This window comes from Xanthomonas sp. AM6 (assembly GCF_025665335.1).
In the GTDB taxonomy this organism is placed as follows: Bacteria; Pseudomonadota; Gammaproteobacteria; order Xanthomonadales; family Xanthomonadaceae; genus Xanthomonas_A.
The window spans coordinates 2,450,238-2,472,248 of sequence record NZ_CP106869.1; the positions used below are offsets into that span (position 1 = coordinate 2,450,238).

Genomic DNA, 22,011 nt, shown 5'->3' on the forward strand with positions numbered 1-22,011 from the left:
CCGGCCTTCGTGGCCGGCGCCCTGCGGAGAATGCACAATGAAAATCCCAGAGAAACAGGACTTTCCCCTGACCGATATCCGACGCTATCTGGAACCGGGCCCGATCGTGCTGGTCAGTTCCCGCTGGCGAGAACGCAACAACATCATGACGATGGGCTGGCACATGATGCTCGGCTTCTCGCCTGCGCTGTTCGCCTGCTATATCTGGAGCGGAAACCATAGTTTCGAACCGATTCGCCGCAGCCGCCAGTGCGTGGTCAACCTGCCCACCGCCGACATGGTCGATACGGTCGTGGGCATCGGCAATTGCACGGGCGCCGACGGCATCGACAAGTTCCAGAAATTCGGCCTCACCGCGCAACCGGCATGCCATGTCGACGCGCCACTCATCGCCCAATGCCATGCCAACTTCGAGTGCAAGCTCGTCGACGACCGGCAAGTCGACGAGTACGGCATGTTCATCTGGGAGGTCGTGAAGGCGCATGTCGCCGCATCCCCAAAGCGCCCACAAACCTTGCACTATCGCGGCGATGCGGAGTTCATGGTCGCAGGCAGCCACATCCGCCGGCGCAGCAGGTTCAAGCCGCAGAATCTGTAACCAAGCAGCCGCGCCCACGCATGCTGCAGACCGCGCCATGGGATGCCAGGAAACTGCGCCGCTCGTCGCTGGTGTAGACCGAGCCTTGATCCGACCCGACGCTTGTGCCCTCCATCGCGATGAAATCGCGCATGGGGGGGGGTGCGCTCCTGGTAGCGCGTGGCGTGGCAGCGCTTCGGGGGCGTTCTAGCATGTCCGATCGACGATGTCGTTGTGGCTTTGCGCGAGCGCTTCGGCGATCGGGGACAGGTCACCTTCGACCGTGATCGCGCCCGAATCGAGTGCATGTTTCATGTTCGTTTCGAACCGTGGATCATGGCTGTAGAGCAGGTTGAGGGTACGCGCAGCCGCTGACGTCACTTCGATCGTGGCATCGCCTTGCTCCTCCGGCGCGACGCCAACCCTGTAGGCGGCGGCGCCTGCACGAAGATCGAAGCGAATGCCCTGGATCAAACCGTTCGGCAGACGCACTCCGTCAGAATACCGTTCGATCAGGGTCCAGTTTCCCGGAAATGGATATCCAGCTCGCTTCACAGCGCGGCAGACGAGCGTGCCGACCATGTCGAACCACTCGCTGGAGCCTTGGACAAACCGGGAAGCAGCGTTCATCCCTCTCTCCTCAAACGACGCTCAGGACGATCTTCCCTTGCAGATTGCCCCTGGCGGCACGCTCATGTGCCAGGCGCGCATCGGCCAAGGGAAAGATGCTGTCGATTACGACGCGGATGGTCCCGTCGTCCAGAAGGGGACCGATCTGCGCGAGCTGCGCTCCGCTCGAAACCACCTGCGTGGTCGATACTGTCACTCCGCGCCGGGATGCCTCGCCGTTGTCGTCATAGTCCAGGCCGAAGACTGGAAACAGGGCGCCGCCAGGCTTGATCGTCCGGAGGAACCGGCTGCTCTGGGCGCCGCCAACCGCATCGACCACGAGGTCGAGCCCGCGTACGGTCTCAGCGACATCCGTAAGCGCGTAGTCATGATACTCATCGGCACCAAGCTCACCCAGCATGGCCGCGTGCTTGCCGGACCCCACAGCGATGACGTGCGCGCCGCGCCACTTCGCCAACTGGACCAGCAAATGACCGACGCCACCGCCTGCCCCGTTGATGAGGACGGACTTGCCGTCGAGCGGCACCGGCTCATGCTGGCGCGGCTGTAGCGGGTTCGGCACGTTGTGTCCTTGCTCGATGATGAATTGCCACGCCGTCAGGAGCGACATGGGCGCCGCGGCCGCATGAACGTGATCGATACCCGCAGGCTTGTGAGCGAGCTCTGCGGCTGGCACTGCGACGTACTCCGCATAGGCGCGGCTTTCCCCATTCAGGCCCGCTGGAAAGCGCACCATCGCGTAGACCTGATCGCCGACCGCAAATCCGTCGACGTCATCGGCGAGCGCCGCGACGACCCCCGAGATGTCCGTACCCGGAATGATGGGAAACGCCATCCGCGGCTGCCATTCCGGAGGCAGCATTGTGTAGCCCTCGCGCAGATACCAGTCGGGTGGATTCACCCCGACCGCGTGGACACGGACCAAGACCTCGCCGGGGTTGACCGTCGGCTTGGGCGCATCTTCGTAAACCAGAACGTCCGGGCCGCCGAACGTATGCAGCCGAACCGCTTTCATCACGTCGCTCATCGCTTTTTCCTGGAAGGGGATACCAGGGCGCCATCGTAGAAGCTGGATTCCTGGTTGATAATTGGGATCAAAGGCGTTTTACTAGTTCCATGAAGGAACAAGTTGCATTCGAGCGTCTGACAGGCTTGCTGGCATTTGCGCGGGCCGGGTCGCTCGGCAGCTACACCTCGGCGGCGCGTTCCCTTGGGGTGTCTCCCTCCGCGGTGAGCAAGAGCGTCCAGCGCTTGGAACAGCGACTAGGGCTGTCTCTGTTCACACGGACGACCAGGTCGCTGACGCTCACAGCCGAGGGCCGTGACCTCCACGAGCGTGCATTGCGGCTTCTCAGGGATGCCGAAGAAATCGAGCAGGTCGCCACCGCCGCTCGCGCCCAGCCGTCCGGCACTCTCCGGGTCGCCACCTCGCTGCCGATCGGCCTTCACCTCGTCGCACCCTGTCTTCCGGCGTTCCGTGCGCAGAATCCAGGCGTTACCGTCGACCTGAGGCTTGACGACCATTACATCGATATCGTCGACCAAAGCGTCGACGTAGCAGTGCGGCTAGGCGAGTTAGCGGACTCGCGACTCATCTCGCGGCGACTCGCGCATTTGCGACTGTGCGCCTTCGCAGCGCCCGCATATCTCGCTGCACATGGAACGCCTTCCCATCCTGACGAGCTTGAATACCACCAGACGGTAAACCTCCGTTTCAAGAGCACCGGCCACTTGTTCCGCTGGCCTTTCGAGGTGGGTGGGCGTGAGGTCGAAACAGTTCCAGCCGCGGGCATAATTGTTGACGCGAGCGAGGCCGTGATCGCCACGGTGACGGCGGGCGGGGGCATTGGCGTCTTGGCGACGTTCATCGCTGCTCCGTACGTGGCGCGCGGTGAGCTGTTGCCCGTGCTGAGCGAGTTCGCGGTTACTCGATATGGAATCACCGCCCTGTGGCCGGAAAGCCGCCGCAGCAATCCGGCGGTTCGCGCGTTCATCGATCATCTTCAAGAGGCTGCGCGCAAGATCGAGACGAACGGCTAGAGCCAGGCTGGAAGGCTGTACGCGCGCGGAATCTGTGCAGCCTGCGCCCCAAGCCTCCTGCCGATGGCCCGTGCCAATCGGGCAGGCAACGCTTGCCCGCCGTGGACCTCCCTGCCGACGGAACGACGGAATCCCTAGAGCGACTCCGTTGTGGGCGTGGCCTCCAATGCGGCTACTCCCGATGCCCCCTCGAGCACTGGACGACCTGGGGCTGCCGGAGGCAGCGTAGCTGCCCAGCATCGGCCTGCACTGGTGCCGGCTGCCGCGCTATCCCCGAAGGTCAGGCAGCTTCTGGCGGCCCATCGGATCCTGGTGCTGGATGATCCCGCCGCCGGCGCAGCGCCAGATGGCCGGACGTGCCGCCGGAGCTGCAGGACGTGGCCCGTTCGTTCAACCCTTGTCTCGATTGTTCGCGACCGGCTCTCCGTGCCTGCGCCAGCATGGCGCCTCGTCAAAAGCTCACTTCGGAGGCTGCTATGGAACTGAAAGACGCATTGATTTCCATCGTTCTCGTCCACGGCGGTTTCGTGGACGCATCGGGCTGGCGGGGTGTCTACGAGGAACTGACCAGGGACGGCTACCGCGTCAGCGTAGTCCAGAACCCGACAACGTCCTTGGCGGACGATGTGGCGGCTACCCGCCGGGCCATCTCGGCAATCGACGGACGCGTGGTCTTGGTTGGCCACTCCTACGGTGGCGTCGTCATTACCGAGGCCGGCCACGACCCCAAGGTCGCGGGTTTGGTCTATGTCGCTGCGTTCGCGCCCGATGCGGGCGAGTCGGTGTCCTCGCTGATCGCCAATCCTCCTCCTGGCGCTCCGGTGCCGCCGATCCTGCCCCCAAAGGAGGGATGGCTCCTGCTGGACCGGTCGAAGTTCGCAGGCGCGTTCGCTGCTGATCTGGATCCCGCGCTGGCACAATTCATGGCCGACTCCCAGCTGCCCTGGGGCGTGAACGCCCTGGCAGGCGCGATCGGCACGCCCGCATGGAAAAGCAAGCCCAGCTACTACCTCGTGGCCACAGAAGATCACATGATCCCGGTCCCTGCCCAGCGCTCGATGGCAGAGCGTGTGGGCGCGACGGTTGCGGAGGTCCCCGGAAGCCACTCCGTGTACGTCTCGAAGCCCAAGGAAGTCGCCGCACTGATTCGCCGTGCGGCCGAGGAGGTTTCCAAGTAGGTCGGGATGACGCGATCACGGCGGCGGCGCATACTCGCGCCGCCGGCGTGCTCTGCTGGCCCTCCGGGGAACCTCATGACCCTCGATACTGCACACGTGGAGAAAGATCCTTCCGGCCTCCGGGTCGTTCCCGACTCTCTCCATTTGCGCGATGCCGCCGTGCTCCCAGCAGGTGCAACATGCAAGTCGGGCATGGGATTTGTAGAACTGGTCGGCAGTCGGGCGGACGTAGGCATCAGTGAATCCGTTTGCGACGACGCGTTCATGATCGCGGTCCAGCTCAAGGACTGCCCGGATTTCGACTTGTTTGTGGATGAGCGGGCGCACCGCCACCGGGGCTTCGTGACCGGCAGCGTCGCGATCTATGACCTTCGCGCCAATCTGGTCTACGACCTGCGCGCGCCGAGGTCGGCGAAGGCTGACGAATCGTTTCATGCGATCGATTTCTACCTGCCTCGAACATCGCTCAACGCCCTAACCGACGACATGGGGTGCGGCCGAATCGATGAGCTCAGGCACGAGCCCGCAAGAGCGCTCGCGGATCAGGTTTCGGGCAACCTCCTGAGGGCTGTTCAGCCCACGCTGGCAGCACGGGCCGAAGAGCGCAACGGCCTGTTTGTCGACCACGTGGCAATGGCGCTTGCCACACATGTCGTGCACGCCTATGGCGGAGCCCGGTCGCTGCCGCGATCGGCGTTTGGACGCTTGGCCCCCTGGCAGGAACGGGCGGCGAAGGAATATCTTGCCGCAAATCTCAGCGGCAACATCGCATTGAGCGACCTGGCAACGATCTGTGAGCTGTCAGTCCGACAATTCACGCGGGCCTTTCGCGTGTCCACGGGCATGTCAGCCCATGCTTGGCTGCGGCAGGCGCGAATAGAGAAGGCAAAGAGCCTGCTCGTCGCTCGGAACTCGGTGCTTGCTGACATCGCCTTCCACTGCGGCTTCGCCGACCAAAGCCATTTCACCCGGGTCTTCCAGCGAAACGTTGGCGTAGGCCCCGGCGCCTGGCGGCGCATGTACCGACGCTAGCTTCTCCTTCCCTGGAGAACGACGCCGCGTTCAATGGGCCGACCGAGTGACGCCGGCTTTCGGCCAGAAGCTGACATGACGATCGCCGCAGCCATAGCGCCCAATCGGGGGCGCCCACCTCACGGCTAAACCTTTCGAGGTACGCACCGATCAAGGGGCCGGAGCCTGCGGATCCGATCCCAGTGCGCCGTCAAAGTACGGACTTCAGGGTGTCAAAGGCGTCGCGCAAGAACTTGGCGGCTGACTTCCGCTGACCGGTCTGTTCCCGCCACGCCTGAAGCGCGATCTTCATCGCGCCGATGGACAGCATGGCCACCATCCGAAGCGCCGCGCGGCGTTCGGGCTGTCGCCAGACCTCGCACAGTGCGTTGAACAGCGCCTGTTCCTGTTCCGCGTAGTGTGCCTGCTTGCGCGCAAGCAGCGATTCGCTCGACAGCATGAGATTGTCGACCGCGATCATCTGCTCGGTCGTGTATCGCGCGATGTGCTTGACCATCACGTCGCGCACCGCGTCGAGCGGTGGCACGTCGGGCGAGGTCTTCAGCAGGCTGGCGATCAGGCTCGCCCTGTCGGCGTCCATCCAGAAGAATATGATGTCGTCCTTGGACTTGAAGTACGAGAAGAAGCTGCGACGCGAGATGCCGGCCTCTGCTGCGATCGCGTCCAGCGTCGTGCTGTCGTAGCCCTTGCTGAGGAACAGGCGCTGGCCGATCTCCGCGATACGCTGCTGCGTCTGGCGGCGCTTGCGTTCCCGCAAGCCTTCTGCGGGCACAATGCCCGCGCGGGGAAGGAGTTCCGACATCGTGAATGGCGCCTATTGCGTGATTGCGCTTGGTGCAGAATTCAAGCACCCGGGTGCACTGACTTGTGCACTCAGCTTACCAGAGCGTGGCCGCTGGGAAAGCCTTCGATGAGCCACTTGCGCGATCCTGCGACGGTTGCGAAGCCGGTGGCCGAGCCGGCGTTCTCGTCGTGACGCCGTGGCCGCCGCTATGGCCAACGGCTTCGCGCAGAAGAGGCAGCCATCCGCTGCCAGTGCGCAAAATCGCGATTGCAGCCGCCGTGGCTAGCGCGCCGGCTCGATGCTGTCTTCATGCGCGCTACCGGCCGCGGTCGGCGTGGGGGCGGCTTGCAGAGATGGCGGGCAACCGGATCTCGACGCCAAAGCCGTGGCCGTCGAGCCCCGCGCCACAGCGCAGCCGCCCGCCATGAGAGGCGACCACGCGCTCGACCAGCGACAGGCCCATGCCGATGCCCTGTGCGCGATGGCCGGTGCCGGCGCGGTAGAACCGCTCGAATACCCGCTCGCGTTCGTCCTCGGCGATGCCCGGACCATCGTCGGCGACGGTCAGGATCGCCACCGGCGCGCGGCCCTCGTTCTCGACCCGGGTTTCCAGTCGCACGCGCGTGCCCTGCCCTCCGTGCCGCAGGGCGTTGTCGAGCAGGTTCCGGACCAGGATTCCCAGATCGTCGATGTCGCCATGCACCGGCGCGTGCCCGCCTTCGACCTCGATCGACTGGCCACCGCGCAGCGCGAACAGTTCGAATTCGTCGGCGACCATTCCCACGACCAGCGCCAGATCGACCTCCGCCGCGCGCGCGACGCCGCCACCGCCCTCCACCCGCGCGGCATCGAGCAGTTGCTGCGCCAGCCGCGAGGTGCGCTCGATCCCGGCAACCAGATGGTCGAGCGCCTCGCGCGCCTCGTCGCGGTCGCCTGCGTGCTGCAGCACCTGCGCCTGGGTCAGCAACGCCGCCAGCGGCGTGCGCAGTTCGTGCGCGGCCTCGTCGAGGAACTGGCGCTCGTGCTGCAGCGCCTGCGCCAGGCGCGCCATCAACTGGTTGAACGAGCGCACCAGCGGCGTGAACTCGTCCGGCAGTCCGCGTTCCGGCAGCGGCGCCAGGTCCAGCGGCGCGCGCGTGGCGAGCGACTGGCTGACCCGCACCACCGGCCGCAGCGACCAGTGGATCACCAGCCAGATCGCAACGCCGATGCACAACAGCAGCAGCAGTGCGCTGCCGAGGCTGGCGCCGAACCACCGCCGCAGCTCCGCGCGCAGCGCCGCTTGCGGCAAGCCGACCTGCACCTGCACCCGCGCGTCGGCATCGCTGAGCGCGAACACGCGCCAAGGCGCACCGGCGATGGTCGTCTCCGAAAAACCGTCCGTGAAGTCCGGCACCATTGCGTGCGCCGGTGCCGGCCGCGACGACATCAGGCGCCGCCCGGTGCCGCGCTCCCAGACCTGGAACCCCAGCGCGGCGAACTTGCCGCTGGCCGGCGTCGCTTCACCGCCAAGCGCGAACTGCCGCTGCTGGCCCGCGGTCGCGATGTCCGCCGGCAACGAATAAAGGATCTGCTCGGCAACATTGCGCAACATGCCATCGACCTCGCCGCCCTGCCGCGCCGTCATCTCCAGGTACTGCATCAGAAACCAGCCGCCCCAGGCGGCGAGCAGCACCGCCGCCAGCGCCACCAGCAGTCGCGTACGCAGTGCGCGCATCAGCCTTCGCTCCCGGCGCGGTAACCGAAACCGAGTTCGGTCAACACCACCTCGTCGCCGAGCTTGCGCCGCAACTGGTGCACGTATACCGCGACCGTGTTGCTGCCGATCTCTGCATCGCCGCCGTAGAGCCGATCTCGCAGTTGATCGCGGCTGAGGACCCGACCGCGCGCCTGCAGCAACGCCACCAGGATGCTGTACTCGCTCGCACTCAGGCTCACCCGCTTGCCGCCCCTGGTCACCGTCCGCGCGGCCGGATCGACCTCGACATCGCGCCAGCGCAGCACTGGCGTCACCGCGCCACGGCTGCGGCGCAGCACCGCGCGCAGCCGGGCCAGCATCTCGTCGCGCTGGAACGGCTTGACGATGTAGTCGTCGGCGCCGGCGTCCAGCCCGCGGACCCGGTCGCTGAGCTGATCGCGCGCGGTGATGATCAGCACCGGCGTCGGGTCATAGCGGCTGCGCATCGTCGCCAGCACTTCCAGCCCGGAGCCGCCCGGCAGCCCGAGGTCGAGCAACACCGCGACGAAGGCATGGTCGACCAGGGCGGCGCGCGCGGATGCCGCGTCCTCGCAATGGACTACGCGCCAGCCTTCCTGGCCGAGCGCGGCAGTCAGCGCACGGCCAAGCATGTGGTCGTCTTCGACGAGAAGGAGTGCATCCATAGCGGCGGGCAGAAGAGAAAGCGATCGGCGATGGTCCGACGCCGGCATTAATACCGGATTAAACGCCGCAGTCAAAACCCGCGGGGTCCATCGCCCGCCACGGCAGGCCCCTTTGCGATGCGGCAGCGCCTGCGCTGCCGCCTTAAACGCAAATTAATCGCACCCGCAGAACTTGGCGGCGTCCGCTCCCGCCGATGCATGGATGCATTGCATCCGATCCCCCTCCCCTCCCTGCAAGGCACAGATCATGCCCCACTGGACAGCTACCGGCATTCCCTCTAGACGCGCCCGCGCCGCGATCGGCATCGGCACCGCAAGCCGCGCTCCCATCGCAGCCGAATGAATTGCCAGCGCACGCCCGTGCGGCGCGCACCGAACCAGGATCCCCGCTCATGAATCGAACCACGACACCGGCGCCGCGTCGCCCGAACCCGTTGCAGGCCCTGTTCAATCTCCGCCGCGAGGAGGTCGGGCCGGTACTCGTTGCATCGCTGTTCTTCTTCTGCGTGCTGACGGCGCTGATGCTGCTGCGCCCGGCCCGCGACGCGCTGGGCATGGAGCGCGGCATCGAGGGCATCCGCTGGCTGTTCATCGGCACCGCGGTGGCGACGCTGGCGGTGAACCCGCTGTTCGGCTGGCTGGTCGCTCGCCTGCGGCGGCTGCAGTTCATCGCTGCCACCTACGGGTTCTTCATGCTGAGCTTGGTGGGCTTCTGGGCGCTGCTGTCGTTCGCGCCCGGCGCGATCGGGCAGCGCAGCGGGCAGGTGTTCTACGTCTGGTTCAGCGTGTTCAACCTGTTCGTCACCATGGTGTTCTGGGCGCTGCTGGCCGACCGTTTCAGCCTCGACCAGGGCAAGCGATTGTTCGCCCTGATCTCGGTGGGCGGCACCCTCGGCGCGATCTTCGGGCCCTGGCTGACCTCGCGGCTGGCCGAGCCGCTGGGCACGCCGAGCCTGCTGCTGGTCGCCGGCGGATTCCTGCTGCTGGCCCTGGCCGCGGCCTGGTTGCTGGTGCGCGTGGCGCCGGACAGGACGGGCGCCGAGGCACCTGGCGCCGATGTCGGATCGGCAAAGGACGCCGGACCTATCGGCGGCAGCGCCTGGGCGGGCGTGCGCGCGGTGTTCCGGTCGCGCTACCTGACCGGCATCGCCGGCTACATCGTGCTGATGACCGTGCTGGCGACCTGCATCTACTTCACCCGCCTGCAGATGGTCGCGGCCGCGGCGGACGGGCTGGACGCACGCGCGGCGATCATGGGCAACATCGACATGTGGACGCAGGTCGCGGTGCTGGTGCTGCAGTTCACCCTGACCGGGAAGATCATCCAGCGCTTCGGCCTGGGCGCGACGCTGGCGATCCTGCCGGTCGCCACCGCGCTCGGCTTCATCGGGCTGGCGATCTATGGCTCGTTCGCGGCGCTGATCCTGCTCGAGGCGGCCAACCGCGCCGTGCAGCGTGGCATCACCCGGCCGGCGCGCGAGGCGCTGTTCACCGTGGTCAGCCGCGAGGAGAAATACAAGGCCAAGGCCTTCGTGGACACCTTCATGTACCGCGTCGGCGATGTCGTCGGCGCGCAGGCCGAAGGCGTGCTCGGGCGGCTGGGCCTGGCCATGGGCGGACTGGTGGGCGCAGTCGTTCCACTGGCGCTGGCATGGGCCGCGCTGGGCATCTGGCTGGGACGCGCGCAAGCCCGGCGCAGCACGCCGCCGGCAGAAGCCGCGCCTGCTCCTTCCAGAGGCGCGCACGAAGACCCCTCCCCCGCTGCGGCGCATACCGCCGCATCTTCCGCGCGCTAGCGCGCATCGACCGAGCCCCAACCACCCATCACCACGGCAGCCACGGAATGAACATGACAGCACGCAACCTCGTAAAACTCGCTCTTCTCGCGCTTCCCGCCACCGCGCTCGGCCAGCAGCCCCCGCCCGCCGCCGGCACATGGTCCATCGGTGCCGGCGCTGCGGCCATCGACAGCCCCTATGCCGGCGAAGGGACGCGGATACGCCCCTTTCCCCTGGTCGGCTACGAGGGAGAACGCGTATTCCTGCGCGGCGTCTCCGGCGGCGTGCACGTGTACAAGTCCGGCGGGTTCACGCTCGATGCGCTGCTGTCCGCCCGGCTCGACGGCTTCGACATCGGCGATCTCGGGCGCACCGAGCTTCTCGCCAACGGCGTGAATCCCGACCTGCTGAGCGATCGCGACGACGGCATCGACGCCGGCTTTCGCGCCAGTGTCGGGTCGACGTGGGGCGCGATCGCGCTCGAAGCCGTCCACGACATTTCCGATACCAGCGACGGCTACCAGATCTCCCTGGACTATCGGTACACGTGGCTGCTCGACCGCAGCACGCTCACGACCAACGCGGGCGCGAACTGGATGTCGTCGGATCTGGCCAACTACTACTTCGGAATCCTCGACGAGGAAGTCGCGCGCGGCGTCGCCGCGTATGCGCCGGGGTCGGTGCTGGTCCCGCGCGTCGGACTGACCCTGATGCAGCCGATCGGAACGACGAAGTGGCAACTGCTCGGATCGGTCGAGTATCGGTTCCTGCCAAGCGAGCTCAGCGACAGCCCGTTGCTGGAACATGGTCGCAACGGGCTCGGGCGCGTGGTGCTCGGGCTGAGCAGGCGCTTTTGATCCCGCCAAGCGGCGCCGATGCATCTGGCGAATGGACACAGATGCTCCGCCCGCCTGGCGCCTCCAAACGCACCGATCCGCGCCCCGGGTTCCTGTGCCACGGCCACTGGGCCTGTCCCTCCCGCCAACTCGAACCATTGCACGCGGCCTCGCGACGATGGGCGCCAGCCACGAATCCGCCTCGGACGACCACCGCCTTTTCAACCCAGCGCCATACGAATGCCGCTATCGCAACCAAGCGACTCGAATCCCCTGCTCCCCATCCCCTTTAGGAAGACGATCATGATCAACTGGACAGTTCGCACGATTTTCTCTCGACGTCGGCGCCCGGCGCTGGCCGCTGGAACTGGCAGCCACAGCACCCAGGATCGGCGTGCCGCCCGCCATGGATGGCGGAACCGGCTTGCCGCCCTCAGCGTGCTGCTGAGCTGCGCTTTCTCGACAGGCAGCGCGCTTGCGCAGGACCCGCCGAAGCCCGATTGGGGCCTGGCCGACATTCCCTCGCAGAAAGGCCACATCTTCCTGATCACCGGCGGCACCAGCGGCATGGGATACGAAGATGCCCAGGCCCTGGCCGCTGCGGGCGCCCAGGTGGTGATCGCGGCGCGCAACCCGCAACGGGGCCAGGAAGCGATCGAACGGATCAAGCAACGGACGCCCGACGCCCAGGTGCGGTTCGAAGCCGTCGACCTGGCCGACCTGTCCTCGGTTCGCGCGTTGGCGCGACGTCTGGACACCACCCTGCCCCGGCTCGATGGCCTGATCAACAACGCCGCCATCATGGCGCCACCGGAACGCGGCACGTCGCCGGACGGCTTTGAGATGCAGTTCGCCACCAACTACGCGGGGCATTTCGTGCTGACCGCCGAACTGTTGCCGCTGCTGCGCAAGTCCCAGTCCCCCCGCGTGGTCACGGTGTCCAGCATCGCAGCGCAACGCGGCCGCATCAATTTCGACGATCTCCAATCCAAACAGGCCTACGACCCGATGGCCGCCTACGCCCAGTCCAAGCTGGCGTGCCTGATGTTCGCCTTCGAGCTACAGCGGCACAGCGAGGCCGAAGGCTGGGGCATCCGCAGCATCGCCGCCCACCCCGGCGTGGCGGTGACCGAACTGGTGGCACGCGGCCCGGGCCTGGACAGCGCACAGGGCCGCCAGTGGTCCAGCAACCGCGAGCACTTCCAGACCGCCGCCCAGGGCGCGGTGCCCACCCTGTACGCCGCCACGGCGGCCGAAGCGCAAGGCGGGGCCTATTACGGCCCGACCGGCCCGAACGAACTGGCCGGCCCGCTCGGCCTGGCGGCCGTTCCCGCCGCAGCCCGCGACGCGACGGTGGCGGCCTACCTGTGGACGATCAGCGAAGAACTCACCGGCACGCGCTTTCCCACGCGCGCCCGGTGATCCCAGCGGTCACCGTCCGGCGCGAGACGTCAGGACGCCCGCACAGGGACAGGTCGCAGGCGCTGCCCATGCGTTCTGCGGCCTCCGTGCGGAGGCCTGCCCTCCGTTTCGCGTCCCCTCCTGTTGTGAGCATCCGGCAAAGCCGCCGTTTGCCTGACCGTACCGATCGAGCGCTCGCGTCCCAGACGCCGGCGCCCAGGAACCACCATGCGTCGGACCGACATATCCACCCAGCGCCCGCTTCTGTGGGAGACAGCGTTCAACCTCCGTCGCGACGAACTCGGGCCGGTCCTGATCGCGTCGCTGTGCTTCTTCTTCGTGCTGACCGCCCTGATGGTGTTGCGGCCCGCGCGCGACGCCCTGGGCATGGAGCATGAGATCGAAGGCGTGCGCCGACTGATCACCGTCACCGCGGTATTGACGCTGGCGGCGAACCCGCTGTTCGGCTGGCTGGTCAGCCGCTTGCGCCGGTTGCAGTTCATCGGCGCGACCTACGGCTTACTCGCACTGACCCTGGTGGGCTTCTGGGGCCTGATGACGTTCGCACCGGGTGCGGCACGCCAGGGCGCCGGCCAGGTGTTCTACGTCTGGTTCAACGTGTTCAACCTGTTCGTCACCATGGTGTTCTGGGCGTTGCTGACCGAACGCTTCACCAGCGACCAGGGCATGCGTTTCTTCGCCCTGATCTCGATCGGCGGCACGCTCGGCGCGATCTTCGGCCCATGGCTCGCCTCGCAGTTGGCCGAGCCGCTGGGCACGTCCAGCCTGTTGCTGGTCGCCGGCGGCTTCCTGCTGCTGGGCATGCTGGCCGCCTGGCTGCTGCTGCGGGTCGTGCCCGACCATGCGGCCGACACCGGCCTGGCCGCGTCGCTGCGCGCGGACGACGCCGCGCGCATCGGCGGCAGCGCCTGGGCCGGCATCGGCCTGGTGCTCCGCTCGCCCTACCTGGCCTGCATCGCCGGCTACGTGATGCTGATGGCGGTGATGGTGACCTTCGTGTACTTCACCCGCCTGCAGATGGTCGCGGCGATGGCTGACGGCATCGACGCGCGCGCGGCGATCCTGGGCAAGATGGACATGTGGACGCACGTCGCTGCGTTGGCGCTGCAGCTCACCCTCGCCGGACGGATCATCAAGCGCTTCGGCCTGGGCGTCGCGCTGGCGATCCTGCCGGTGGCCACCGCAGCCGGTTTCGTTGGATTGGCGATCTACGGTTCGTTCGCGGCATTGGTGCTGCTGGAGGCCGTCACCCACGCGGTGCAACGTGGCATCGCCCAGCCGGCGCGCGAGGCGCTGTTCACCGTCGTCGACCGCGAAGGCAAGTACAAGGCCAAGGCGCTCGTCGACACCTTCATCCACCGCGCAGGCGATGTGGTTGGAGCCCAGACCGAGGGCGCGCTGGGTCGGCTCGGGCTCGCGATGGGCGGCCTGGTCGGCGTGGTCGTGCCGCTGGCGCTGGCGTGGCTGGCGCTGGGCCTTTGGCTGGGCCACGCACAGGCGCGGCGCGCAGCGCCGCCGCTGACGCGTGGCAGCCCGGCACCATCCCGCGCCACGAACAATCACACCGTCCGACCCGTTGCGTAGTTCCCGCGTCTCCCTGGTACGGCGCTGCGGTCCCTGGAGGGGCCACGACGTTCGCACGAGCCGTTGCAAAGCCGGCCTGGATACCCATATTATGCACTCAGTGCAATTTTTAATGCACTTGGCGCAACCACTCTAAAGGCAACCACCATGGCCCACTGGAAAGCTACCGACATACCCTCTCAACGCGGTCGCATCGCGGTCGTCACTGGCACGGGGGGGCTCGGGTTCGAGGATGCATCGGCGCTGTCGCGTGCCGGTGCGCACGTCATCATTGCCGGCAGAAGCCCGTCGAAAGGGGCGATTGCGGTCGACCAGATCCGCAAGCGCGTTCCCAACGCGGATGTGCGGTTCGAAGCGCTGGACCTCGCCAGCCTCGATTCCATCGAGGCGTTCGGAGAGCGGCTGCGCTCCTCGATCGACTGCCTCGATCTGCTGATCAACAACGCCGGTGTGATGGCGCCCCCGAAGCGGCAGGTGACCGCCGACGGGTTCGAATTGCAGTTCGGTACGAACCACCTGGGCCATTTCGCCCTGACAGCGCAGCTGCTTCCCTTGCTGCGCCGGGGCAATCAGTCACGCGTGGTCACGCTGTCGAGCGTCGCCGCGCGCAGCGGTGCAATCAACTTCCACGATCTGCAGTCCGAGCGCGGCTACAACCCGATGACCGCCTATAGCCAGTCGAAGCTGGCCTGCCTGATGTTCGCGCTCGAATTGCAACGTCGCAGCGATGCGGCCTGCTGGGGGATACGTGGCGTGGCTGCTCATCCGGGCATTTCGCGCACCGATCTGTTGCCCAACGGCGCAGGCTCTGGGAGCGCTGCCGGTCTCGCCCGTCGCTTCCTGTGGTTCCTGTTCCAACCTGTCGCGCAAGGCGCGTTGCCCACGCTCTTCGCCGCGACGTCGCCGCAGGTCCAAGGCGGCACCTACTACGGCCCGGACAAGCTAAGCGAGACGCGAGGCTACCCTGCCGCCGCCAAGGTACCTGCGCAAGCGCTGGACCTGGGCGACGCCGAAAGGCTGTGGCGCGAGTCGGAACGACTGACGGGGATGATTTTCCCTGCAGCCCGTACCCAGGATTCCAGCGTGGCGCACATCGGGAAATGAGTGCGCGCACCGCCGCCATTCGTGTGCCGGATTCCTTCCCCGGCGACCGAGCCACCTGGCCGCCTACGCCAATGGGCCGTGCGCCGACGCGCATGGCCGCTGTCGCCGGCGAGCAGCCGCTCGCCGCACCGATCATCAGGAGCAAGCACCATGCACAAGTACATCGTCTATGCGGCCTACGGCTGGCTTGCCCTGAGCGGGGCACTGCATTTCATCGTCGACGTGGTGTCCCAGTATCTACGCGGGAAACGCGAACCCGGCTTGGAAACGACGCTGTATTACGGGCTGAACTCCGCCTTTTCGCTGGGGCAGGTCGCCTTCGGACTGCTCGGGGTCTTCCTGGCTTGGCGGGCCAGGGACCTGGTGAGCGCGACGCCCGTGCTGATCCTGTCGATCGCGGCGGCGCTTGGATGGCTCGCAATCACGTTCATGTTCATGGAGTACTGGGAGCCCAAGCTCAACGTCGGAATTTTCCTTGCGCTTCTTGTTGCCGTCCTCGTCACCCGGTGATCGTGGCTGCATGCAGGGACGCATCTCGGCGATCGAACGTCGGTGCGGACGGGACCCTTTCTCCGCTACTTCGCGGCCGTTGCCGAAGCGACCGCTTTCCCGTGTTGCCCGGCGGACCTTTTCGCATCGTGCAGCCGCCATCGCACCTGGCAGCGGCTTGGGTCCTGGCGGCCGGGGCTGGATCCCCATCTGCGCCGTTGCCGTTCGAGACCCTGACCTGGCGTGCGCGCACGCATGCTCGCCCGCCCGGCTCGCGCCGGTCTGGAGCGGATCCTCTCTTCCGGTCGCACGATCTGAACTTGTCCCTCGCCGTCTACCCATAGGCAAAAATAGGAGGCCCGATCATGAAGCACGGCATCGTTCGTCAAGTCGCCAATCTCGCGCTTCAGCTCGACAACGACCCGGAGCACGTCTATCGCTGGATAACCGAAGAGCAGATTCCAGCCCTCGATGATCGAAGGCCGATAGAGCTGATCTGGGAAGATAAAGGCGAGCGCGTGCTTTCCTTTCTGTCTGATCTGATCGACAAGAACGTGCCATCCTGAGCCGACATTGCCGCGCGTGACGCATGGCGGGACGCGCCGCACCATCCGCATCTTCGCCCTCAACACGGCGCTGTCCCGAAGCGGCGGCGCCTGGTCGGACCTTGCCAGTGCGCATGCCAGTCGCGGGGACCACGCCGCCGCTAGCATGCTCTCTGCGACGGCGCTTCAGATTGAACGCAAACATTTCCAATCGACTGGCGCGGACGCGGACGGCACTGTTCTTCCACGCCTAGGCCGTTCGGCCGGCCTTGGGCAACCCCGGCTACCTCCCTACCTGTCCCCCGCTCTCCAACTGAATTAAATATTCGATGGAACGCATAGCGCCAACACCGCCAAGTGCCCCACGTAGTAGATGTAGAACGCCCAGCGCAGCCGTGGGATGGGAAAACGACGGTTCGCCAGCAGCGCCGCTATCGGGAGCGCCAGCAGCGCCCAGCCATTGCCGTTCCACCAGCACAGCGGGCCGAACGACAGGACGAGCGCCGCGATGCGTACGCTGCGGCGCTCGGTCCACGGCCGGAGGCCGTTCTGCGGTGTGGTCGCGTGCAGTGGTTCTTGCGCTGCCGGACGCAGGCGGAACAGCCACCAGCCCGCCAGCACCAGCATCAATCCGGTCCAGTTGTAATCCACCATCGGCGGTGCCGCTAGCGCGCACATGCCGAGCAAGGTCCATTGCCGTTGCTGGATGCTCCAGATCGCGGCGGCGGCCAGGGCGAAGCTGAGCAGGATGTTGAACGGCGCCCAGTAGCCGAATGCCAGTCCATGCAGCGGTTGCGCCACGATGCCCCACAGCAGCAGCCGGCGCAGGGACTTGAGCACGTCGGCGCCGGGTTGGGCCAGGTTGTAGGCCATGACCAGGGCGAACAGCGGGAACGCGATTCGGCCCAGTTCGGACACGATCAGGATGTAGCCGCCGGCGAGCACTTTCGCCACGTGGTCGCCGGTCATCAGGAGCAAGGCGATCCATTTCAAGAGCTCGCGGGCACTGCTGGTCATCGCGTCATTCCGATCGCTCACTGCTTCTGGTTGTCGATGTGTCCACCCTGCTCCGGCGACCGTTCGCGCGGAGGGCGATCGCTGTGCGAACCGGCGCGCTCGTGCAGAGCCAGTGGACGTTAGACGGTTCCGCATGAGGCAGCAACACGGCTTCGTGATGCGCATCGGCGCCGCGCGTCGCAGACCGCCTCGCGTTGCAGCGTGGACGGTGAGGCCGCTCCGCCAACGGTTTTGGCGGAATGCCAGGCGCGTCACGCGAGGCGTTTGCGCGGCACAGATAGGAATGCGTATCATTAACTCGCTGGATCATCCAGTTCCATCCCGCTCCGCTAGCCCAATGCCAAGCCGGTGCCTCTTCCCCGACAGGCTTGCATGTATCCAGTTCCGCCTCTACGCGATCCACGCGCCCCTGCAGACGCATCCGCCACGCCGCGGCGTCCGTTGCCGCCGTGGCTGGGCGTGCTGTCGCGCAGCGTGGCGGCGATCTTCGGCGGCTATGCGCTGGCCGCGGCGACCTCGGCGCTGTTGCCGTTGCTGTGGCCGTCGCTGCGGGCGCAGGCGGTCCTGAGCGGCATGATGCTGGGCATCCTGGTCTGCGCCTGCACCGCCCTGTGGGCGTTCGCCACGCGCAGTGCGACGCGCGCCTGGCTCGGCGTTCTCGCGTTGCTGGCGCCGATGGCGCTGGCCATCGCCTGGCTGCAGCAGCACGCGCCGTGAAGCAGGGATTCCGCCAGTCGATGGCGTGGCTGCACACCTGGACCGGCCTGCTGGTCGGCTGGGTGCTGCTGTTGATCTTCATGGCCGGCACCGCCAGCTATTTCCGCGACGAGATCAGCCGCTGGATGCGTCCGGAGCTGCCGCGCGCGCAGCTGAGCACGGAGGCGATCGCCGCGCGCGCGGTCGCGCTGCTGGAACGCGAAGCGCCGCAATCGCCGCAATGGACGGTGTCGCTGCCGGGCGCGCGTTCGTCGTTCACCCAGATGTTCTGGCGCAATCCGCCGCCGGCCGACGGCCGCAAGCAGAGCCGCAAGGAGCGGTTCGGCGACGCCCTGCTGGATCCGCGCAGCGGCCAGGCCAGCGCCGCGCGCGACACCCGCGGCGGCGACTTCTTCTATCGCCTGCATTTCGACCTGCACTACATCCCGGCGCTGTGGGCGCGCTACATCGTCGGCTTCTGCGCGATGTTCATGCTGGTGGCGATCGTCACCGGGGTCATCACCCACAAGAAGATCTTCAAGGACTTCTTCACCTTCCGCCCGGCCAAGGGCCAGCGCTCGTGGCTGGACTTCCACAACGTCAGTGCGGTGCTGGCCCTGCCCTACCACGCGATGATTACCTACACCGGGCTGGTCACGCTGATGCTGATGTACCTGCCGTGGGGCATCAAGGTGGCCTATCCCGACGCCGAGGCCGCGTTCTATGCCGAAGCCTTCCAGCAGCCGGAAAACACCCGCGAGGCCAGCGGCCAGCCCGGCCGGCGGCTGCCGATCGCGCGCCTGCTGGACGTGGCGCGGGCCGAATGGGGCGCGCAGGCGCCGATCGCCGGGTTCTCGCTATACAACCCGGGCGATGCCGCCGCGGTGATCGAGATCCGCCATGGCACGGGCCAGCGCCTGGCCTACGATGCGCCGACGCTGCTGCTGGACGCCGGCAACGGGCAGGTCCTGGCGCGCAGCGGCGACCCCGGCGCCGCGGCACAGACCCGCAACACGCTGTACGGCCTGCACCTGGCGCACTTCGCCGGGACCGGGTTGCGCTGGCTGTTCTTCGGTTCCGGCCTGCTCGGCTGCCTGATGGTCGCCAGCGGGGTGATCCTGTGGGCGGTCAAGGAGCGGCCCAAGCATGCCAAGGCCGGCAGGATCGGCTTCGGCCTGCGCCTGGTCGATGCGTTGAACATCGGCGCGGTGGCCGGGTTGCCGATCGCCTTCGCCGCCTACTTCTGGGGCAACCGGCTGCTTCCGCTGCAGATGGCCGAGCGCCCGGAGCAGGAGGCGGCGGTGTTCTTCCTGGCTTGGGCCGCCGCGCTGCTGGCGGCGTTCGCCTGGCCCAGGCGCGCGATGTGGGCCTGGCAGCTGTACCTGGGCGCGGCCCTGTTCGCGCTGTTGCCGGCGCTCAATGCGCTGACCACCGACGCGCACCTGGGCAACACCTTGCCGGCGGGCGATTGGGCGCTGGCGTCGGTGGACCTGGTGTGCTTCGGGCTGGGCTGCGCGCTGGCGGTCGCCGCGCGGCGCATGCAACGGTGGCAGCCGCCGCTGTCGGCGGCCGCACGCCGCGCGCGCGAACGCGCGGCGGCGGCGCAGTCGGTCCCGAATGCGGCGCTGGAGGCGCCATGAGCCTGCTCGGCCTGGGCCTGGCCTTCTCCGGTTTCGTCGCGCTGTGCCTGGCGATGGAGAAACACCAGCTGGAACTGCATGGCGCGCAGCGCGCCACGCCGGCGCGGATGCGCCAGCTGCGGATCGCCGGCTGGCTGCTGTTGGGCGCGGCATTCGCCTGCTGCGTCGTCGCCCGCGGCTGGAGCATCGGCCCGGTGCTGTGGCTGGGCACGCTCAGCGCCAGCGCCGCGCTGCTGACCTACGGCCTGCTGCCGTACCGGCCGCGCGCCATCGTGCCGCTGGCGCTGGCGGCACCGCCGCTGGGCCTGGCCGCCGCCCTGTTGTCCTGACGTAGGGTCTGGCGCGACGACGCGGTGCGGTTCATCGGCCGGCGCTGGCCGCCGGCGGGCGCAGTTCCGTCGCCACGCGGGCGCCGGCGAACACCAGCAGCAGGCCCGCGGCCAACGTGATCGCCAGATAGATCGGCACCATGCCGCCGCGCCCGCCGCGCAGGAACACCAGGCTCTCCATCATCAGCGAGGAGAACGTGGTCAGGCCGCCGAGCAGGCCGACGATCAGCAGCGCCCGCCAGTACGGCGCGCTGGCGCCCTTGCCGTCGATCCAGACCAGCAGGAAGCCGCCGCAGAACGCGCCGACCAGGTTCACCGCCAGCGTGCCCCACGGGAAGCCGGCGCCGTAGCGCTGCAGCAGCGCGCTGCCGACGGCGAAGCGCAACCCGGAGCCGACCGCGCCGCCGGCCATCGCCAGCAACAGCTGCTGCCACCACAGGGCGAAATTCATGCGCGGCTCCGGCGTGCGGCGGCAGGACGTGGACGGGGGAAAGCGAAGGTCGGCATCGTGGTCTCCGAAAAGGGCGATGCCGGGGCGCAGGCCTGCCGCCCCGGCGGGGGTTGGGCAGGCATCATCAGCGCGCAGGAGGCTGCGGGCGGTTCGAGGAGGAATGCCATCTCCTTGGCCGCGATTATGAGCGCGTCGGCTTGGCCTTGTCAGCCCGCGCCTGTTCGCGCGCGGCGCGCAGCCGGTCCAGCTTGTCCTTGAGCTTGATCTCCAGCCCGCGCTCCACCGGCCGGTAGTACACGCGCTCGCCCATGGCGTCCGGGAACCCGGTCTGGTCCAGGGCGATGCCGCCCTCGGCGTCGTGGTCGTACTGGTAGTGCTCGCCGTAGCCGAGGTTCTTCATCAGCTTGGTCGGCGCGTTGCGCAGGTGCAGCGGCACCTCCTGGGTGCCGCTCTCGCGCACTTCGGCCTTGGCCTGGTTGAAGGCGGCGTAGCCGGCGTTGGACTTGGCGGTGCTGGCCAGGTACAGCACCAGCTGCGCGAAGGCCAGCTCGCCTTCCGGGCTGCCCAACCGCTCGTAGATGTCCCAGGCTTCCAGCGCCATCTGCTGCGCGCGCGGGTCGGCCAGGCCGATGTCCTCGATCGCCATGCGGGTCAGGCGCCGCGCCAGGTAGGACGGATCGCAGCCGCCGTCGAGCATGCGCGTCAGCCAGTACAGTGCGGCGTCCGGGTTGGAGCTGCGCACCGACTTGTGCAGCGCCGAGATCTGGTCGTAGAACTGCTCGCCGCCCTTGTCGAAGCGGCGGGTGCGGTCGGCCAGCACCTGCAGCAGGGTCTGCGGGGTGATTTGGCCGCCCTCGCCTTGCGCCAGTTCCGCGGCGATCTCCAGCAGGGTCAAGGCGCGCCGCACGTCGCCGTCAGCGGCGCCGGCGATCTCCAGCAGCGCCGCGTCCGACACCTGGATCGCCTCGCCGCCCAGCCCGCGCTCGCTGTCGTGCAGCGCCCGCTGCAGCGCCTCGACGATGTCCTGCGGCGACACCGGTTCCAGCACGTGCACGCGGCAGCGCGACAGCAGCGCCGAGTTCAGCTCGAACGACGGGTTCTCGGTGGTGGCGCCGACGAACAGGATGGTGCCGCGCTCGATGTGCGGCAGGAACGCGTCCTGCTGCGCCTTGTTGAAGCGGTGCACCTCGTCGACGAACAGCACGGTGCGGCGCCCGTCGGCGAAGCGCTGCGCAGCCTCGGCCAGCACCAGCCGCACCTCCGGCAGGCCGGAGAGCACCGCCGAGATCGCCTTGAACTCGGCTTCGGCGTACTGCGCCAACAGCAGCGCCAGGGTGGTCTTGCCGCAGCCCGGCGGGCCCCACAGGATCATCGAATGCACGCGACCGGACTCCACCGCGCGGCGCAACGCGCTGGCCGGCGCCAGCAGGCGTTTCTGCCCGACCATCTCGTCCAGCGTGCGCGGGCGCATGCGCTCGGCCAGCGGGCGCATCGCGT

22 protein-coding genes and 1 riboswitch are annotated in these 22,011 nt (G+C 67.6%); of the genes, 14 read left to right on the plus strand and 8 right to left on the minus strand.

Going from position 1 to position 22,011, the window contains the following annotated elements; translation table 11 throughout:
* Positions 1-37 precede the first annotated feature (37 nt).
* The gene (locus OCJ37_RS10285; RefSeq protein WP_263113529.1) at positions 38-598 is read left to right on the plus strand and encodes a flavin reductase family protein; all 561 of its coding nucleotides are present in this window, start codon (positions 38-40) and stop codon (positions 596-598) included.
* Between the two features lie 186 nt (positions 599-784).
* Here the strand turns inward: OCJ37_RS10285 and OCJ37_RS10290 are convergent, their stop codons facing one another.
* Positions 785-1,207, minus strand: a complete 423-nt coding sequence (locus OCJ37_RS10290; protein WP_263113531.1) for a hypothetical protein — start codon at positions 1,205-1,207, stop codon at positions 785-787.
* A gap of 10 nt (positions 1,208-1,217) precedes the next feature.
* Complete coding sequence (locus OCJ37_RS10295; protein ID WP_263113532.1) at positions 1,218-2,234, minus strand: NADP-dependent oxidoreductase; 1,017 nt, start codon at positions 2,232-2,234, stop codon at positions 1,218-1,220.
* 89 nt (positions 2,235-2,323) lie between these two features.
* Here OCJ37_RS10295 and OCJ37_RS10300 point away from each other — a divergent pair, with 89 nt between their 5' ends.
* From OCJ37_RS10300 to OCJ37_RS10310, 3 genes are all read left to right on the plus strand, one after another.
* On the plus strand, positions 2,324-3,247 hold the full coding sequence (locus tag OCJ37_RS10300) for a LysR family transcriptional regulator (RefSeq protein ID WP_263113533.1): 924 nt from the start codon (positions 2,324-2,326) through the stop codon (positions 3,245-3,247).
* Positions 3,248-3,723: 476 nt separating this feature from the next.
* A complete protein-coding gene (locus OCJ37_RS10305) occupies positions 3,724-4,425 on the plus strand; it encodes an alpha/beta fold hydrolase (RefSeq protein ID WP_263113534.1) in 702 nt (233 codons plus the stop codon).
* Between the two features lie 75 nt (positions 4,426-4,500).
* The gene (locus OCJ37_RS10310; RefSeq protein ID WP_263113535.1) at positions 4,501-5,457 is read left to right on the plus strand and encodes a helix-turn-helix domain-containing protein; all 957 of its coding nucleotides are present in this window, start codon (positions 4,501-4,503) and stop codon (positions 5,455-5,457) included.
* 190 nt (positions 5,458-5,647) lie between these two features.
* Here OCJ37_RS10310 and OCJ37_RS10315 read toward each other — a convergent pair whose 3' ends face one another.
* From OCJ37_RS10315 to OCJ37_RS10325, 3 genes are all read right to left on the minus strand, one after another.
* Positions 5,648-6,259, minus strand: a complete 612-nt coding sequence (locus tag OCJ37_RS10315; protein WP_263113536.1) for a TetR/AcrR family transcriptional regulator — start codon at positions 6,257-6,259, stop codon at positions 5,648-5,650.
* 298 nt (positions 6,260-6,557) lie between these two features.
* The gene (locus OCJ37_RS10320; protein ID WP_263113537.1) at positions 6,558-7,958 is read right to left on the minus strand and encodes a sensor histidine kinase; all 1,401 of its coding nucleotides are present in this window, start codon (positions 7,956-7,958) and stop codon (positions 6,558-6,560) included.
* A complete protein-coding gene (locus OCJ37_RS10325; protein WP_263113538.1) occupies positions 7,958-8,623 on the minus strand; it encodes a response regulator transcription factor in 666 nt (221 codons plus the stop codon). Before OCJ37_RS10325 ends, OCJ37_RS10320 begins: the two co-directional genes overlap by 1 nt.
* 392 nt (positions 8,624-9,015) lie before the next feature.
* Here OCJ37_RS10325 and OCJ37_RS10330 point away from each other — a divergent pair, with 392 nt between their 5' ends.
* From OCJ37_RS10330 to OCJ37_RS10360, 7 genes are all read left to right on the plus strand, one after another.
* A complete protein-coding gene (locus OCJ37_RS10330) occupies positions 9,016-10,419 on the plus strand; it encodes an NTP/NDP exchange transporter (RefSeq protein WP_263109309.1) in 1,404 nt (467 codons plus the stop codon).
* Positions 10,420-10,472: 53 nt separating this feature from the next.
* Positions 10,473-11,258, plus strand: a complete 786-nt coding sequence (locus OCJ37_RS10335) for a MipA/OmpV family protein (protein ID WP_263109310.1) — start codon at positions 10,473-10,475, stop codon at positions 11,256-11,258.
* 282 nt (positions 11,259-11,540) lie between these two features.
* Complete coding sequence (locus OCJ37_RS10340; RefSeq protein WP_263109311.1) at positions 11,541-12,659, plus strand: SDR family oxidoreductase; 1,119 nt, start codon at positions 11,541-11,543, stop codon at positions 12,657-12,659.
* A 207-nt stretch (positions 12,660-12,866) separates the two neighbouring features.
* Complete coding sequence (locus OCJ37_RS10345) at positions 12,867-14,243, plus strand: NTP/NDP exchange transporter (protein WP_263109312.1); 1,377 nt, start codon at positions 12,867-12,869, stop codon at positions 14,241-14,243.
* Positions 14,244-14,390: 147 nt separating this feature from the next.
* A complete protein-coding gene (locus tag OCJ37_RS10350; protein ID WP_263109313.1) occupies positions 14,391-15,347 on the plus strand; it encodes an SDR family oxidoreductase in 957 nt (318 codons plus the stop codon).
* A 150-nt stretch (positions 15,348-15,497) separates the two neighbouring features.
* The gene (locus OCJ37_RS10355) at positions 15,498-15,857 is read left to right on the plus strand and encodes a hypothetical protein (RefSeq protein ID WP_263109314.1); all 360 of its coding nucleotides are present in this window, start codon (positions 15,498-15,500) and stop codon (positions 15,855-15,857) included.
* Positions 15,858-16,201: 344 nt separating this feature from the next.
* Entirely contained in the window at positions 16,202-16,402 is a 201-nt protein-coding gene (locus OCJ37_RS10360; RefSeq protein ID WP_263109315.1) for a hypothetical protein, read from the plus strand.
* A gap of 297 nt (positions 16,403-16,699) precedes the next feature.
* Here the strand turns inward: OCJ37_RS10360 and OCJ37_RS10365 are convergent, their stop codons facing one another.
* Complete coding sequence (locus OCJ37_RS10365) at positions 16,700-17,398, minus strand: TraX family protein (protein WP_263109316.1); 699 nt, start codon at positions 17,396-17,398, stop codon at positions 16,700-16,702.
* Between the two features lie 372 nt (positions 17,399-17,770).
* Here OCJ37_RS10365 and OCJ37_RS10370 point away from each other — a divergent pair, with 372 nt between their 5' ends.
* The 3 genes from OCJ37_RS10370 to OCJ37_RS10380 are packed head-to-tail and all read left to right on the plus strand — an operon-like array spanning position 17,771 to position 20,063.
* A complete protein-coding gene (locus OCJ37_RS10370) occupies positions 17,771-18,115 on the plus strand; it encodes a DUF3649 domain-containing protein (protein WP_263109317.1) in 345 nt (114 codons plus the stop codon).
* On the plus strand, positions 18,112-19,734 hold the full coding sequence (locus tag OCJ37_RS10375) for a PepSY-associated TM helix domain-containing protein (protein WP_263109318.1): 1,623 nt from the start codon (positions 18,112-18,114) through the stop codon (positions 19,732-19,734). The genes OCJ37_RS10370 and OCJ37_RS10375 overlap by 4 nt, the downstream gene beginning before the upstream one ends.
* Positions 19,731-20,063: a DUF3325 domain-containing protein gene (locus OCJ37_RS10380; RefSeq protein ID WP_263109319.1), complete on the plus strand. Its 333-nt coding sequence runs from the start codon at positions 19,731-19,733 to the stop codon at positions 20,061-20,063. The genes OCJ37_RS10375 and OCJ37_RS10380 overlap by 4 nt, the downstream gene beginning before the upstream one ends.
* A 31-nt stretch (positions 20,064-20,094) precedes the next feature.
* Here OCJ37_RS10380 and crcB read toward each other — a convergent pair whose 3' ends face one another.
* Both crcB and OCJ37_RS10390 read right to left on the minus strand, forming a co-directional pair.
* Complete coding sequence (gene crcB / locus OCJ37_RS10385) at positions 20,095-20,514, minus strand: fluoride efflux transporter CrcB (RefSeq protein WP_263109320.1); 420 nt, start codon at positions 20,512-20,514, stop codon at positions 20,095-20,097.
* A 108-nt stretch (positions 20,515-20,622) separates the two neighbouring features.
* Positions 20,623-20,694, minus strand: a riboswitch (Fluoride riboswitch).
* 1 nt (position 20,695) lies between these two features.
* On the minus strand, positions 20,696-22,006 hold the full coding sequence (locus OCJ37_RS10390) for a replication-associated recombination protein A (protein WP_263113647.1): 1,311 nt from the start codon (positions 22,004-22,006) through the stop codon (positions 20,696-20,698).
* Positions 22,007-22,011: the final 5 nt, after the last annotated feature.